13 protein-coding genes are annotated in these 15656 nt (G+C 66.6%); 7 read left to right on the forward strand and 6 right to left on the reverse strand.

Annotated features, from left to right (window positions below):
* Nucleotides 1-130: 130 nt before the first annotated feature.
* From metH to ACYQOP_RS02400, 3 genes are all read right to left on the reverse strand, one after another.
* Nucleotides 131-3883 (reverse strand): methionine synthase, encoded by a 3753-nt coding sequence (gene metH / locus ACYQOP_RS02390; RefSeq protein WP_461220999.1) that lies wholly within the window; start codon nucleotides 3881-3883, stop codon nucleotides 131-133.
* A gap of 158 nt (nucleotides 3884-4041) precedes the next feature.
* On the reverse strand, nucleotides 4042-4962 hold the full coding sequence (metF, locus tag ACYQOP_RS02395; protein WP_056432058.1) for a methylenetetrahydrofolate reductase [NAD(P)H]: 921 nt from the start codon (nucleotides 4960-4962) through the stop codon (nucleotides 4042-4044).
* Between the two features lie 65 nt (nucleotides 4963-5027).
* Complete coding sequence (locus ACYQOP_RS02400; RefSeq protein WP_461221000.1) at nucleotides 5028-6044, reverse strand: ArsR/SmtB family transcription factor; 1017 nt, start codon at nucleotides 6042-6044, stop codon at nucleotides 5028-5030.
* A gap of 176 nt (nucleotides 6045-6220) precedes the next feature.
* On the opposite strand from ACYQOP_RS02400, the gene minC (ACYQOP_RS02405) reads away from it, so the two are divergent.
* The 4 genes from minC (ACYQOP_RS02405) to minE all read left to right on the forward strand — a co-directional run bounded on the left by minC (ACYQOP_RS02405) (nucleotide 6221) and on the right by minE (nucleotide 8871).
* Nucleotides 6221-6919, forward strand: a complete 699-nt coding sequence (minC, locus tag ACYQOP_RS02405) for a septum site-determining protein MinC (RefSeq protein WP_461221001.1) — start codon at nucleotides 6221-6223, stop codon at nucleotides 6917-6919.
* A gap of 121 nt (nucleotides 6920-7040) precedes the next feature.
* Nucleotides 7041-7739 (forward strand): septum site-determining protein MinC, encoded by a 699-nt coding sequence (gene minC, locus ACYQOP_RS02410; protein ID WP_056432051.1) that lies wholly within the window; start codon nucleotides 7041-7043, stop codon nucleotides 7737-7739.
* 14 nt (nucleotides 7740-7753) lie between these two features.
* Nucleotides 7754-8569: a septum site-determining protein MinD gene (minD, locus tag ACYQOP_RS02415; protein WP_018045194.1), complete on the forward strand. Its 816-nt coding sequence runs from the start codon at nucleotides 7754-7756 to the stop codon at nucleotides 8567-8569.
* Nucleotides 8566-8871: a cell division topological specificity factor MinE gene (gene minE / locus ACYQOP_RS02420; RefSeq protein WP_018045195.1), complete on the forward strand. Its 306-nt coding sequence runs from the start codon at nucleotides 8566-8568 to the stop codon at nucleotides 8869-8871. The genes minD and minE overlap by 4 nt, the downstream gene beginning before the upstream one ends.
* A gap of 10 nt (nucleotides 8872-8881) precedes the next feature.
* Here the strand turns inward: minE and ACYQOP_RS02425 are convergent, their stop codons facing one another.
* Nucleotides 8882-10129, reverse strand: coding sequence for a NupC/NupG family nucleoside CNT transporter (locus ACYQOP_RS02425; RefSeq protein ID WP_461221002.1), 1248 nt, complete (start codon nucleotides 10127-10129; stop codon nucleotides 8882-8884).
* Between the two features lie 152 nt (nucleotides 10130-10281).
* Here ACYQOP_RS02425 and ACYQOP_RS02430 point away from each other — a divergent pair, with 152 nt between their 5' ends.
* Entirely contained in the window at nucleotides 10282-10410 is a 129-nt protein-coding gene (locus ACYQOP_RS02430; protein ID WP_018045197.1) for a hypothetical protein, read from the forward strand.
* 309 nt (nucleotides 10411-10719) lie between these two features.
* On the opposite strand, the gene ACYQOP_RS02435 is transcribed toward ACYQOP_RS02430, so the two are convergent.
* Both ACYQOP_RS02435 and ACYQOP_RS02440 read right to left on the reverse strand, forming a co-directional pair.
* Nucleotides 10720-12345, reverse strand: coding sequence for an ABC-F family ATP-binding cassette domain-containing protein (locus ACYQOP_RS02435; protein ID WP_056432047.1), 1626 nt, complete (start codon nucleotides 12343-12345; stop codon nucleotides 10720-10722).
* 137 nt (nucleotides 12346-12482) lie between these two features.
* Nucleotides 12483-13682, reverse strand: a complete 1200-nt coding sequence (locus ACYQOP_RS02440; RefSeq protein ID WP_200919193.1) for a patatin-like phospholipase family protein — start codon at nucleotides 13680-13682, stop codon at nucleotides 12483-12485.
* 400 nt (nucleotides 13683-14082) lie between these two features.
* On the opposite strand from ACYQOP_RS02440, the gene ACYQOP_RS02445 reads away from it, so the two are divergent.
* Together ACYQOP_RS02445 and ACYQOP_RS02450 are read left to right on the forward strand one after the other, a co-directional pair.
* Nucleotides 14083-15204 carry a histidine kinase dimerization/phosphoacceptor domain -containing protein gene (locus ACYQOP_RS02445; protein ID WP_461221004.1) on the forward strand — a complete coding sequence of 374 codons (1122 nt, stop codon included), beginning with the start codon at nucleotides 14083-14085 and terminating at the stop codon, nucleotides 15202-15204.
* Nucleotides 15201-15641, forward strand: a complete 441-nt coding sequence (locus ACYQOP_RS02450) for a response regulator (RefSeq protein WP_056432039.1) — start codon at nucleotides 15201-15203, stop codon at nucleotides 15639-15641. Before ACYQOP_RS02445 ends, ACYQOP_RS02450 begins: the two co-directional genes overlap by 4 nt.
* Nucleotides 15642-15656: the final 15 nt, after the last annotated feature.

A 15656-nucleotide genomic window follows, 5' to 3' on the forward strand; every position in this document is an offset into this window, starting at 1 on the left:
GCATTGAAGCGCGACGGAGACCATGGTCAAGCCTCCGCCGGACACACAGAGCGCCATTCCACCAGCTCGCGCGGCTTATGCCACGCCTCGGTGAGCCTGCCGCATCGGTCAGGCTCACCGAGATCCGGCGTCATTCGGCGGCCGCCGCGAGGTAGCGGGCCGGGTCGTAGTTGAGGATGGGGCCGAGCCAGCGCTCCACCTCGCGCAGGTCCATGCCCTTGCGAAGCGCATAATCCTCCACCTGATCGCGCTCCACCTTGGCGACGCCGAAGTAATGCGCTTCCGGGTGGGCGATGTAGAGGCCGGAGACCGACGAGCCGGGCCACATGGCATAGCTCTCGGTGAGCTTCACGCCGATGCGCGACTCGGCCTTGAGCAGGTCGAACAGGGTGACCTTCTCGGTATGGTCGGGCTGCGAGGGATAGCCGGGTGCCGGGCGGATGCCGGCATATTCCTCGCGCACGAGGTCTTCGGGGGCGAAGGTCTCGTCGGCGGCATAGCCCCAGAACTCCTTGCGCACCCGTTCGTGCATGCGCTCGGCCAGCGCCTCGGCGATGCGGTCGGCCAGCGCCTTCACCAGGATCGAGCGATAATCGTCGTTGGCCCGCTCGAAGCGCTCGGCGATCCGCACCTCTTCCAGGCCGGCCGTGACCACGAATCCGCCGACGTAATCGCCGATGCCCGTCTCCTTCGGCGCTACGAAATCGGACAGGCAGGTATTGGCGCGCCCGTCGCGCTTCGACAGCTGCTGACGCAGACCGTGGAAGGTCGCGAGTTTTTCGGAGCGGCTCTCGCCGGTATAGAGCGCGATGTCGTCGCCCACGGAATTTGCCGGCCAGAAGCCGATGATCGCCTTCGGGTTGAACCAGCGCTCATCGACGATCTGCTTCAGCATCTCCTGCGCGTCGTCGAACAGGGCCTTGGCCGCCGGACCCTGGTTCGGGTCCTCGAAGATCGCCGGGTAGCGGCCCTTGAACTCGTAGGTCTGCAGGAACGGCGTCCAGTCGATATACGGCACGAGGTCGGCGACCTCGTAGGGGGAATAGACCCGCACGCCGGTGAAGCTCGGCTTCGTCGGACGGTAACCCGACCAGTCGATCTTGAACGGGTTGGCGCGGGCTTTGGCGAGCGGCAGGCGCTGCTTGTCGAGCTCCGAGCGGGCATGCGCGTCCGAGACCTTGCGGTACTCGGCCTGGATGTTGGCGATGGTGGTGTCCCGCGTCTCCTTCGAGAGCAGGCTCGAGACCACGCCGACCGCACGGCTCGCATCCGTCACGTAGACCGTCTGACCCCGATTGTATGAGGGGTGGATCTTCACCGCCGTGTGGACGCGGCTGGTCGTGGCGCCACCGATGAGCAGGGGAACCGAAAACCCTTCACGCTCCATCTCGGCCGCCACGTGAACCATCTCGTCCAGCGAGGGCGTGATGAGGCCGGACAGGCCGACGATGTCGACATTCTCACGCTTGGCCACGTCGAGGATCTTGGCCGCCGGCACCATCACGCCCAGATCGATGATCTCGTAATTGTTGCAGGCCAGCACGACGCCGACGATGTTCTTGCCGATGTCGTGGACATCGCCCTTCACCGTCGCCATCAGGATCTTGCCGGCGGCCTGGCGCTTGCCGTCGCCGCCATTGGCGAGCTTCTCGGCCTCCATGAAGGGTTCGAGATAGGCCACCGCCTGCTTCATCACGCGGGCGGACTTCACCACCTGCGGCAGGAACATCTTGCCCGAGCCGAACAGGTCGCCGACCACGTTCATGCCGGCCATCAGCGGGCCTTCGATGACGTGGAGCGGACGTTCGACGCCGAGGCGCGCCTCTTCGGTGTCGACGAGGATGTACTCGGTGATCCCGTTGACCAGGGCATGCTCGATGCGCTTCGCCACCGGAGCCTCGCGCCAAGACAGATCGGCCGCCTTGGCCTGGACGCCGCCGCCGGACTTGAAGCGCGCGGCCGCATCGAGCAGCCGGTCGGTGGAATCGTCGCGGCGGTTGAGGACGACGTCCTCGCACAGCTCGCGCAGCTCGGCCGGAAGCTCGGCGTAGATCGCCAGCTGGCCGGCATTCACGATGCCCATATCCATGCCGACCTGGATCGCATGGTACAGAAACACCGCGTGCATTGCCTCACGCACGGGCTCGTTGCCCCGGAAGGCGAAGCTGAGATTCGAGATGCCGCCCGAGATATGGGCGTGGGGCAAGGTCTCGCGGATGGTCTTGGTCGCCTCGATGAAGGCGACACCGTAGCCGTTATGCTCCTCGATGCCGGTGGCGACGGCAAACACGTTCGGATCGAAGATGATGTCTTCCGGCGGGAAACCGACCTCCTCGGTCAGCACCTTGTAGGCCTTGGTGCAGATCTCGACCTTGCGCTCATAAGAATCGGCCTGGCCCTGCTCGTCGAAGGCCATGACCACCACGGCGGCGCCGTAGGAGCGGCACACCTTGGCGTCACTGATGAACTTCTCGACGCCCTCCTTCATGGAGATCGAGTTCACGATGGCCTTGCCCTGGACGCATTTGAGCCCAGCCTCGATGACGTGGAATTTCGAGGAATCGATCATCACCGGCACGCGGGCGATGTCGGGCTCGGCGGCGACGAGATTGAGGAACTCGACCATCGCCTTCTCGGAATCGAGCAGGCCCTCGTCCATGTTGATGTCGATGATGCTGGCGCCCGCCGCCACCTGATCGCGCGCTACGTCGAGGGCGGCCGCGTAGTCGCCGGCGGTGATGAGCTTGCGGAATTTGGCCGAGCCGGTGACGTTGGTGCGCTCGCCGACATTCACGAAGGGGATCTCCTTCGTCAGCGTGAAGGGCTCGAGGCCCGACAGGCGCATCAGGCGGGGCACCTCCGGGATCGCGCGAGGCTTCACGCCTTCCACGGCCTGCGCGATGGCGCGGATATGATCCGGGGTGGTGCCGCAGCAGCCGCCGACCATGTTGACGAGGCCGGCGGTGGCGAACTCACCCACCAGCCTGCCCATGGCTTCGGGGCTCTCGTCATAGAGGCCGAATTCGTTGGGAAGACCCGCATTCGGGTAGGCGCAGACCAGGGTGTCGGCGATACGCGACAGTTCCGAGATGTGGCCGCGCATCTCCTTGGCGCCGAGCGCGCAGTTCAGCCCGATGGTGAGCGGGCTGGCGTGCCGCAGCGCGTTCCAGAACGCTTCGGGCGTCTGGCCCGAGAGGGTGCGGCCGGAGAGATCGGTGATCGTGCCCGAGATCATGATCGGCAGCACCATGCCGCGCTCCTCGAACACCGCCCAGGCGGCAGCGACCGCCGCCTTGGCGTTGAGCGTGTCGAAGATCGTCTCGATCAGGATCAGTTCGGCGCCGCCATCCATCAGGCCGCGCACCTGCTCCATGTATGCGGTCTTGACCCCATCGAAGGTCACGGCGCGGTAGCCGGGATTGTTCACGTCCGGCGAGATCGACAGGGTGCGGTTCGTCGGGCCGATGGCGCCGGCCACGAAGCGGCGGCGGCCATCCTGCTTCTCGGCCAGTGCGGCAGCCTCGCGGGCGAGACGCGCGCCCTCCGCGTTCAACTCGTGGATGATCGATTCCATGCCGTAATCGGCCTGGGCGATGGTGGTGCCCGAGAAGGTGTTGGTCTCGCAGACGTCGGCGCCGGCCAGGAAATAGTCGAGGTGGATCTGCCGGATCGCGTCGGGCTGGGTCAGGATCAGGAGGTCGTTGTTGCCCTTCTGGTCGTGGCCGTGATCGAGGAACCGCGCCCCGCGGAAATCCGCTTCGCCATAGCCGAGGCGCTGGATCACGGTGCCCATCGCCCCATCGAGGACGAGGATTTTTTCCGCTGCCCGCTGGCGCAGGGCGGTTTCGATCTCTTTTCCGTCAACGGGGCGGAGGTCTGTCATGGGGTCTCTCAAGTTCCGTCGCAGATGATCCCCCTCCCCCTTGTGGGGAGGGGTCAGGGGTGGGGGTGGCCGCGAAGATGTCGCGCCGTATCCGACACCACCCCCACCTCCAGCTCCTCCCCACAAGGGGGGAGGAGAGGCCCCCGTCCCAGGGTCGTTCAGGCCGCCTTCGCCGCCGCCACCTTCGGTGCCTGCGCGCGCAGGCCGAGGAGATGGCAGATGGCATAGACGAGGTCGGAGCGGTTCATCGAGTAGAAATGGAAGTCGTTGACCCCCTCGTCCACCAGATCGAGCACCTGCTCGGCCGCCACCGCCGCCGCGATCAGCCGGCGGGTATCGACATCGTTGTCCAGCCCCTCGAACCGGGCGGCCAGCCAGTACGGCACCGAGGCGCCGGTGCGGCGGGCGAAATTGGCGGATTGCTTGAAGTTCTGCACCGGCAGGATGCCGGGGATGATCGGGATCTCGATCCCCGCCGCCCGTACCTTCTCCACGTAGCGGAGATAGACGTCGTTCTCGAAGAAAAACTGCGTGATCGCCTGGTCGGCACCCGCATCGACCTTGGCCTTCAGCGCATCGATATCGGCATCGAGCGTAGCGGCCTCGGGATGCTTTTCCGGATAGGCCGAGACCGAGACCTTGAAGTCGCCGATCCGCTTGATGCCGGCCACCAGATCGCTGGTCCTGGCATAGCCGCCCGGATGCGGCCGATAGGCGGTGCCGACGCCGTCCTGCGGGTCGCCGCGCAGGGCCACGATGTGGCGTACCCCGGCATCCCAATAGGATTGCACGACTTCGTCGATCTCCTCCCGGGTGGCGTCCACGCAGGTGAGATGGGCGGCGGGCTTGAGGCTCGTTTCCTTGATCATCCGCGCCACGGTGTTGTGGGTGCGCTCGCGGGTGGAGCCGCCGGCCCCATAGGTCACCGAGACGAATTTCGGCTGGAGCGGGGCGAGCCGCTCGATCGACGACCACAGGACCTTCTCCATCTCGTCGGTCTTCGGCGGGAAGAACTCGATGGAGACCTGGATCGGACGGTAGCCGTCGCGGCTGGCGCGGTGATGGGAAGCGGTGGGCATCGGGTCGTCCTCAAGATCTTTCGGTTCAGACGTGTGTCGTCGAGGCGGGAATCCGTGGCGGCCGGTCAGGCCACCTCGCGCTCCACCTCGGAAGCGAGGGTCGGCTCGGCCGCCGAGGCGGCGAGCCAGAGGGTCACGGTGAGCTGGTGCCCGCTCTCGTCGGCCGGGGCGAGATGGCGTGTCGCCACCATGCCGAGCCCGGCATCGGCGAGCCAGCCCGTCACCTGCTCGGCGGCGAAGCCGAGGCGGCGATGGGCCTGCTCCTCGCGCAAGAATTCGAGATCGTGCGGCGCGAAATCCACCACGAGAAGCCGGCCTCCGGGGGCCACGAGCCGTGCCGCCTCGCGGAGCGCACGGGCGGGGTCGTCGAGATAATGCAGGACCTGATGCACCACGACGAGGTCGAAGCTGCCACGGCCGAAGGGCGGTGCATGGATGTCACCCTGGCGCAGGTCCACGCCCGACAGGCCGGCCCGCTCCAGATTGGCGCGGGCGACGGAGAGCATGGCATGGCTCGAATCGAGCCCCGTGGCGCGGGAGGCCCTGGGGGCGAGAAGTCCGAGCATCCGCCCCGTGCCGGTGCCGAGATCGATCAGGCTCCGCACCGGGCGCGATCCGAGGGCGTCGATCACCGCTGCCTCCACAATCGCCTCCGGCACGTGGAGGGAGCGGAGCTGGTCCCATTTCGGGGCGAGGCGGGCGAAGAAGCTCTGCGCGGCATCCGCGCGCTGGGCCCGCACGCCCTCCAACCGGGCCCGATCCTCGGACAGGGGCGGGCTCGACCGGTCGAGACCGCCGACCAGGGGCTCCACCAGCCCCGTCCTCGCCTCGATGAGACGGAAGAACGCCCAGGCTCCCTCGCGATGCCGCTCCACCAGACCCGCCTCGACCAGAAGCTTGAGATGGCGCGAGATGCGGGGCTGTGACTGGCCGAGGATGTCGGTGAGATCGGAGACCGACAATTCCCCCTGCATCAGCAAAGCGAGGATGCGCAGGCGCGTCTCTTCCGCGGTGGCGCGCAGCACACCGAGGGCATCGGAGAAAGGAAGGACAAATGTCGCCTTGGCGCTCTCTTGAGACATAAAGATATCTTTATGTTCGATTAGGACGCATGGCAAGGGGAAACGGCGGCTGGCCGGAGGCATGAGAGAAACAGGCGTGGGCGACGATGCCGGGAGGGGAGCGTTCCGGGCGATCTGCCGATATGGTCGGCTCAAGAAGTCCCTTTTCGATTCCGGAACAACAGAAACGCCCCCTCGTGACCCAGCCGAATTCTCGTCCCCCGATCCGTTTCCGTGGCCGCTCCTTCATGGCCCTGGTGCTGGCCCCCTCGGCACCGGTGCATGACTGGCTCGAAGACCTCGACGCGCTGGCCCGGCGCTCCCCCGCCTTCTTCGTGGGGCGCCCGGTGATCCTCGACGTGTCCGGCCTTGGCCTCGACCGCGCGGACCTCACCGCCCTGGTCTCCGAGCTCAAGGCCCGCGACGTCACCGTGATGGGGATCGAGGGAGCCAAATCCGGCAGCCTCGGCGAGGGACTGCCCCCCGCCCCGGCCGGCGGACGGCCGGCGGACGAGGTCGCCACCCCGGACGCGCCCGCGCCGACGCAGGTGGAGGCGCCGCGCCCCGCCCGCTCGCTGATCCTCGACCAGCCGGTCCGGTCGGGCCAGACGATCCTGCATCTCGAAGGCGACATCACCATCATGGGATCGGTGGCCTCCGGCGCGGAAGTGATCGCCGGCGGCTCCATCCATATCTATGGAGCGCTGCGAGGGCGGGCCATCGCGGGCGCATCCGGCAATCCCGATGCCCGCATCACCTGCCGCAAGTTCGAGCCGGAACTGCTCGCCATCGACGGTCTCTACCGGACGGCCGACGATCTCGGGCCGGACCGCCGGGGCCAGCCAGCGCAGATCCGCCTGGAAGGCGATGCGATCAAGGTCGCCGCGCTGGAGTAGCGCCGACACAGGAACCCGGGATCGCAGGATTATAGGGTCACAGGATCACAGAAAGCCGGCTCGTTAACCAAGCGGTAACCATAAGGACCGTCAATGGTTCGGTAAGGAATCGCGAGAGCCCGTGACACACGCCCCTCCATCCCGCCGATCCGTGACGCTACGAGGCCGTGCCTTCAAGGCACTCGTCCTGGCTCCGGAAGCTCCGCTTCCCGATTGGTTCGCCGATCTGGACGCCTCGCTGAAGCGGTCGCCGACCCTGTTCGACGGCCGCCCCCTCATCCTCGACATCGCGGCGCTCGGGTCTGACCCGGACGTGGTGGGCAAGCTGCTGGCCGATCTCGGCACCCGCCGCATCCGCATCCTCGGCATCGAGGGCGCGGAAGCCACGCTCTCGGGCAAGACCCTGCTCGACGGCATCGCCCTCCCCCCGCTTCTGGTGGCGGGACGGCCGGCGACCAGCATCGAGATCCCGGGCGATGCCGAGCCCGAGACGACCTCCCTCATGATCGAAGGGTCGGTCCGTTCCGGCCAGTCCATCGTGCATCCGACCGGGGACGTCACCGTCATGGGTTCGGTCGCCTCCGGCGCCGAGATCCTCGCCGGCGGCTCGATCCACGTCTACGGCGCATTGCGGGGGCGCGCCATCGCCGGCGCCGCCCGCAACCCCCGCGCCCGCATCTACTGCCGCAAGTTCGAGCCCGAATTGCTCGGGATCGATCGCCTCGTCCGCACGGCCGAGGACATGGGCACGACCCTGCGCGGGAAACCCGTGCAGATCTGGCTCGATAGCGGCTCCATCAAAATGGCAACCTTGGATTAAGGAGAGATACGAACATGGCCAAGGTTCTGGTCGTTACTTCGGGCAAGGGCGGCGTCGGCAAGACGACCACCACAGCGGCTCTCGGCGCAGCACTCGCGCAGGCCGGACAGAGCGTCGCCGTCGTCGATTTCGACGTCGGCCTGCGTAACCTCGACCTCGTGATGGGCGCCGAGCGGCGCGTGGTCTACGACCTCATCAACGTGGTCAACGGCGACGCCAAGCTTAACCAGGCGCTGATCCGCGACAAGCGGCTCGAGAACCTGTCGCTGCTGCCCGCCTCGCAGACCCGCGACAAGGACGCCCTCACCGACGAGGGCGTCGCCAAGGTGATGGAAGAGCTGCGCGAGAAGTTCGACTGGGTGATCTGCGATTCCCCGGCCGGCATCGAGCGCGGAGCCACCCTGGCCATGCGTCACGCCGACCTCGCCGTCGTCGTCACGAACCCGGAAGTCTCTTCGGTCCGCGATTCCGACCGGATCATCGGTCTCCTGGATTCCAAGACGCTGAAGGCCGAGCGCGGCGAGGTGATGGAGAAACACCTCATCCTCACCCGCTACGACCCCGCCCGCGCCGATCGCGGCGACATGCTGAAGGTCGACGACGTGCTCGAGATCCTCTCGATCCCGCTGCTCGCCATCATCCCCGAGAGCCTGGAAGTGCTGCGCGCCTCCAATGTCGGCTGCCCGGTGACGATGAACAACCCGCTCAGCGCCCCGGCCCGGGCCTATATCGATGCCGTCCGCCGCCTCAAGGGCGATACCGTGCCGATGACCGTGCCGTCCGACAAGAAGTCTCTCCTCAACAAGCTGTTCACCCGGAGGGCGGCATGAGCCTGCGCAACCTCTTCAGCAAACGCGCCTCGGCCCCCACGGCCCGCGACCGTCTCCAGCTGATCCTGGCCCATGAACGGGCCGGGGCAGGCGGCTCCGATCTGGTGATGCTTCTGCGGGAGGAGATCCTCGCCGTCATCGCCAAACACGTGACGGTGGAGCGGGACAAGGTCCAGATCCGCCTGGAACGGGGCCAGGACATGTCGACCCTCGGCGTCGACATCGAACTTCCGGTCACGGCTCCGGCCAAGGCCGCCCCGGCAGCGGCCAAGCCGTCCAAGGCCAAGCGCGCCGCCGCGTGAGGGTCCGCCGTCAGCCGATGAACAGGCCGGCGATGGTCGCACTCGTCAGGTTCGACAACGTACCAGCCAGGATCGCGCGCATTCCATAGCGTGCGATCTCGGACCTCCTCTCGGGAACGAGGCTCGCCAGACTCGCGAGCTGGATCGCGATGGAGGCCAGATTGGCGAAGCCGCACAGGGCGAAGCACAGGATGGCCGTCGTCCGGGCATCGAGCGTGCCGGCCTTGAGCACCGGCGAGAGTTGCGCATAGGCCAGGAACTCGTTGAAGGCGATCTTCTGCCCGATGGCGCCGCCGACCAGACCCGCCTCGCTCCAGGGCACGCCCATGAGCCAGGCCAGCGGCGCGAAGGCGAGCCCGAGCACGCCCTCGATACTGAGAGACGGATAGCCGACCAGTCCGCCGCCCCATCCGGCAATGCCGTTGAGAAGGGCGATGAGCCCGGTGAAGGCGATCAGCATGGCGCCCACCGAGACCGCGATGACGAGGCCCTTCTGCGTGCCGTCGGCCGCCGCCTCGATGAGGTTCACCGCCCGCGTCTCGGCGAATTCCACCCGCATCGTCGTCACCCGCGTCGGCTCCGTCGAGGGCATCAGGATCTTGGCGTAGAGAAGCCCGCCGGGAATCGCCATGACACCGGCGGCGAGGAGATACTCCATCGGCACACCCAAGGCGGCGTAGCCGGCCAGAATCGATCCGGCGGTGGAGGCGGCCCCGCTCGACATGACGGCGAACAATTCGGCCCCGGTCAGCAGGATCAGGAACGGCCGCAGGGCCACGGCGATCTCGCTCTGGCCGATGACGATGGTGATGACGGCCGAGAAGGTCTCGATGGGCGAGGTGCCGAGCACCCGCTGGAGTCCGGCCCCGATGAGGCGGGCCAGGGTCTGCATCACCCGCAGATGATACAGGATCGCGATCAGCGCAGAGACGTAAAGGATCTGCGGCAGCACCCGCAGGGCCAGGATGAAGCCACTGCCGCCGAAGAGTTCGAACATGCGCGGCTCGACGAGGCCGCCGAACAGGAACAGGACCCCGCGATCGCCATACGCCAGAATTGTCTGGACGAGGGTGGAGGCCGCGTCGAGGACCTGCCGCCCCACGGGCACGAACAGCACGACGGCGCCGATCGCGATCTGCAGGGCGAGGGCCGAGATGACGGTCCGGGGTCGGATCGCCCGGCGGTTGGTGGAGAACAGGATCGCGATCGCGAGGAGCAGCGCCAGGCTCGCGCCGGCATGGAGCAGTCGCTCGGTCATCGTGTCCCCTCTTTCGGCCCGAGAGGAGCAAGGGCGATGCCGGGACGGGCACACGTCATGTGGGGGTTCATCCGGAACGGGAGGACGTCCGGCGTGTTGACCGTCAAGCTGCGCCGTAATGCGGCGCATAACCGGTTTGAAGGGATACAGCCATGAGCCTCATCGGACGCCTCGTCACCAAGCTTCTCGGCAACGACAACCGCCCCGTCGTCCGCGACGACCGCAACTACGATTCGAGCAACCCGATCGGTCGCCTCGTGACGAAGATCCTGCGGAAGTAAGCTCGACGAACAATCACTCTCCCCGCACGCAGGGAGAGGGGCTACGAAGTTCACATGGTTCGAGGGCTGCGCGGCTCTCCTCCCCCTTGTGGGGAGGAGTTGGAGGTGGGGGTGGTTGGGCGACCCTCCTGCTGCTTCGGAGGCAGGCGGAGCCACCCCCACTCCTAACCTCTCCCCACAAGGGGGAGAGGGACGCGCTCTGCTTGGGAAAAGCAGTTGTGTGAATCCCAGGAAGCGTGGGGAGAGGAGCGACCTCGGGCGTGAAGGCGATATGGGCCGCCTCCACGGCAACACGAAAAAATTTCGTCCTCACGCCGCCTTGCGTTTTCCCTTCTTCTCCCGGCCCTGCCCCGGCGCGGTCTTGCCGGTTTTCGAGCGGTCGAGGACGAAGCGGGCGTAATCGTCCATGTCGCCGGCGAAGGGCTTCACCGTCCGGTCGGCGGCGAGCCAGAGACGGTCGGCCACCAGTTCCATCAGCGAGCGGTCGTGGGTGATGAGGATGACGGCGCCGCCGTAATCGTTCAGCGCGTCGAGCAGCGCCCGGCGGCTGTCGATGTCGAGATGGTTCGTCGGCTCGTCCAGGATGAGCAGGTGGGGTGCCTGCATCGCCACGAGGTTGAGCAGGAGCCGGGCGCGTTCACCGCCCGAGAGCGCGTCGACCGTGGTCTCCTGCTTGTCGAAGGCGAGTCCGAAACTGGCGAGCTTGGCGCGGCGCCCGGATTCGCTGTCGTCCGGCCGCTCGCGGCGGATGATGTCGAGGGGCGTGTCCTTCGGGTCGAGGGCTTCGATCTGGTGCTGGTGAAACCAGCCGACCTGCACCCGGCCTTCGCGCACCATGCGCCCGTCCCGCACCTTCAGGGCGCCGGCTGCCATCTTGGCGAAGGTCGACTTGCCGGCACCATTCACGCCCAGCAATCCGATCCGATCATCGACGTCGAGGGTCAGGTTGAGGTCGCGCAGCACCGGCTCGTCATTGCCATAACCGATGGTGGCATCGGTGAGATGCATCAGCGGCGGAGCAAGCGGGCGCTTCGGCGAAGGCAGGTGGAACGGGGCCACATGCTCCTCGATGGTGGTGGAGATCGGTTCCATCTTGGCGAGACGCTTCATGCGCGACTGGGCCTGCGCCGCCTTGGAGGCCGACGCCTTGAACCGGTCGACGAAGCTCTGCAAATGAGCGCGCTCGGCGTCCTGCTTCATCTTGGTCGAGGCCTGCAGCCGCGCCTTCTCGGCCCGGCGCTTCTCGAAATCGTCGTAACCGCCGGTATAGAGTTCGAGCTTGCCGTTGGCGACGTGAAGGATCGCGTCCACCGAGTTGTTCAGAAGCTCGCGGTCGTGGCTGATGATCAGCGCCGAATGCGGATAGCGCTTCAGCCGCGCCTCCAGCCACAGCGCGCCCTCCAGATCGAGGTAGTTGGTGGGCTCGTCGAGGAGCAGCATGTCCGGCTCGGCGAAGAGCGCGGCGGCCAGCGCCACGCGCATGCGCCAGCCGCCGGAGAATTCCGACATCGGCCGGGTCAGGTCCTCCACCGAGAAGCCGAGGCCGGCGAGAATTTCGCCCGCCCGGGCCGGCGCCCGGTCGGCGTCGATCTCAATGAGTCGGCCATAGATCTCGCCCATGCGCTCGGGCTCGGCGGTTTCGAGTTCGAGGTTCAGGGCCTCGCGCTCGATATCCGCGGCCAGGATGGTGTCGATGAGGGTGACGGGTGTCGCCGGATGCTCCTGGTCGACGGAGGCGACGCGGGCATTCTTCGGCAGCAGGATCACGCCGCTATCGGGCTGGAACTCGCCGAGGATGATCTTGAACAGGGTCGACTTGCCGACACCGTTACGGCCGACGAGCCCGACCTTCGATCCGGGCGGGACGGCCACGCTCGCGCGGTCGAAGAAGCGCCGGCCCCAGGCGCTGAAAGTGAGGTCTTCGATCTGGATCATGAATCAGCGGCCAAACGCAGGGGAGATGCGGGCCGGTGGCCACACGGGAGGATGTCCATCCTCCTATCGCAGTGCAGCAACGAGCGCGAGAGCGGGCCGCGCAGGGCACCACCCCACCGGGGGATGGTGCCGGCCGGTCAGTTCCGCGCGGCGCCGGCGGCGATCGCCTTGACGAGGGGAGCGGTGGGGACGTTCTTCTGCCAGAAGCTTCCGGTCCGTCCGGTCTCGCGCCCTCTCTCGTAGAGCTGGCGCATGTAGCCGGTGTCGAAGCCCCGCGCCGTGGTCGTGTTCGGCGCAGCCTCGTCGATATAGGTGAGGTTGAAGCCCATGCCGCTGCCGCGGGTGAAGGCGTAGGTGGCGGCCAGGGTGGCGCGGCTGCGCGCCCGGCTCGCGGTGGTGAAGGAGCGCTCGACGATGGACAGCGTGTTGTTCTGCGCCACGTCGAATTCCGGCTCGAGACGTCCGTTGATGATGACGTAGATGTCGGTCTTGCCCGCCGTCCGCAGGCGGTTGTCCCGCAGCAGGAACGATTGCGGGAGGGTGAAGACCGGCGTCACCACCGACCCGTCCACATGCATCTCCTGGAAGGCCCTGCCCTCGGCCTGCACGTCGAGGAGCTGGGGCGGGAACACGGCCGGGATGCTGGCGGAGGCCGTGAGCACATCCGTGAACAGCGAGACGGCATTGGGACCGCCATTGGCCGCGATGGCGCCCATGTTCCAGATGACGGCGCGCTGGGAATCGAGGTTCGTCGTCACCACGAGGAGGCGGCGGCCCTTGGCGTGCTGCTCCGCGATGGCGGCGAGCAGGTCGGGCGTCACGTAGCGGCGCACGAGATCGCGCAGGCGGCCATCCCCGAACAGGCCCGATCCGAACACGATGTTGGCCACGCTCGGCGATTGGACCAGGGTCGAGGCGACGCCGCTCGTATAGATGTCGGTGAGGGTGGAATCGTAGGCCGGCCCGAGGAAGGCGAAGGGCGCGATCAGCGCGCCGGTGCTGACACCGGAGACGAGGGCGAATTCGGGCCGCTTGCCGGATTCCGACCAGCCGTTGAGGATACCGGCGCCGTAGGCTCCGTCACCGCCGCCGCCCGACAGGGCGAGGTAGGCGAAGGCGCGCTTCGAGCGCTCCGGCCGCGCCACCATTTCGGTGAAGGTGCTCTCCGACGCGTCGGCATAGGCGCGCACGCTGAGATCCATGCCGGAAGGAACCGCGGCGGCGGCTTGATCGGCGGTGTAGGCCACGCGCGGGATCGATCCGCAGGCGGCCAATTGCGCGGCCACCGCGAGCGCGGCCGCGCCCTTGACCCATCCGAACCGGCGAGATGTCGACATGACGGGATGATCCTGGCGTTCGACCGGCAACGGAGCAGTCAAGCTCGACCATAACGAGCTTGACCATTCTACCGTTCCGGGGTTCGGCGGGCAATCATCGCTCCCCCGGTCGTGCCGAAACGTTGAGCGCGTGATGGAACAGCAACGGTTATCCCGCCGTGTTCAGGCACACGCTCCGCAAGAAATGCATCAAAAGAGGGGAAACAGAACCAAAAGACGAAGCTTGTCGATTGAAAGACGTACTCTATGTCGTTGATCTCAGCTCATAACGGCTTTGTCGCCAAACTTTCGCGCGTCATGACGGATCGATGCGGATCCTCGTGATACTGAAGGCAACCTTGTCGTGACTGACGACATTTGCTCTGGCCGCGAGACGCGCCGGTCAGCACAGGAAGGCAAAATGGAACCGGACGACGCCTGGCACCTCACCGACCGATTGGGGGCCGAGCACGGCAGGGGCGATCCTTTCGCGGCGGCCATCCGCGCGACGCGTATGGCGATGCTGATCACCGACCCTCGGCAGGATGACAATCCCATCGTCTTCGTCAACGATGCGTTTCTCAAGATGACCGGCTACAGCCGGCCCGAGATCATGGGCCAGAATTGCCGCTTCCTGCAGGGCGAGCAGACGGATCCCGGCACCGTGCGCAAGATCCGTGACGCGGTCACGGCCAAACGCGACATCGCCGTCGACATCCTCAATTATCGCAAGGACGGCACCCAGTTCTGGAACGCGCTGTATGTCAGCCCGGTGATCAACGACGACGGCGAGACGGTGTATTTCTTCGCCTCGCAACTCGACGTCTCGGACCGGATCGACACGCTCATGCAGACGCGCAACGAAAGACTGCATTTCGAGCGCGAGGTGCAGAAGCGGACGAAAGAGCTGACCGAAGCGCTGGCCGCCAAGACGATGCTGGTCCACGAGGTGGACCACCGGGTGAAGAACAACCTCCAGATGATCGCCTCGCTGCTCACCCTGCAGACGCGGACGATCACCGACCCCGATGCGAAGGCGTCGCTCAAATCCATGCTGGCCCGCGTCGAAGCCCTCGGCACGGTGCACAAGCGGCTCTACCAGTCCAACGACGTCCAGCGTTTCGACGTCGCCGCCTTCGCGCGCGAACTCGCCGTCGATCTGGTGCGTGGCTCCGGGCGACAGGGGATCGAGCTCGATTTCGACCTCGTTCCCGTCGAGGTCGCCGTCGAACAGGCGCCGCCGGTCGCCCTCGTCATGAACGAGCTGCTCACCAACGCACTGAAACACGCGTTCCCACGCGATGCCACAGGCCAGCTGTCGCTTTCGGTGAAGCCCGAGGGCGACATGATCCGCATCACCATCGCCGATGACGGGATCGGCATGCCGTCGGACGTGGCTCGAGACCGGACTTTCGGGAAACGCCTGATCGAGAGCCTTGTGCGCCAGCTGAATGCCGCTATCGCTTGGCATCAGGCCGAGCCCGGGACGCGGATCGAGATCCGCCTCCCCCGCGACGGGACCGGCAACAGGAACGCACCGTGAGTGAACCTCTGCGGATCGTCGTCGTCGAAGACGAAGCCCTGATCGTGATGCAGCTCGAAATGCTGCTGGAAGAAGCCGGACACGAGGTCGTGGGCACGGCGGTCTCCGCGAGCGACGCCATCGCGGTGGCCCGCCGGACGCGGCCCGACATCGTCCTCATCGACCTGCAACTCAAGGGCGGCTCGTCCGGTCTCGACGTGGCCAGGAATCTGGCCGACGAGCCCACGATGACCCTGGTCTTCCTCACCGCGAATGCCAGCCGCTTTCACGACGACTTCGCCGGTGCGGTGGCGGTGATCGCCAAGCCGTTCTCGGAAGCCGTCATCGGGGACACGATGATCTTTCTCGAGGAATGTATCCGAACCCCGCCGCCGGTCACCACCCTGCCCCTCGGCCTTCGGCTCGCGCCGGGTTATCTCGCCAGTCTCGGCGCCTGATCCCTCGGTGTTTCC

The organism is Methylobacterium sp. CM6247 (genome assembly GCF_054817925.1).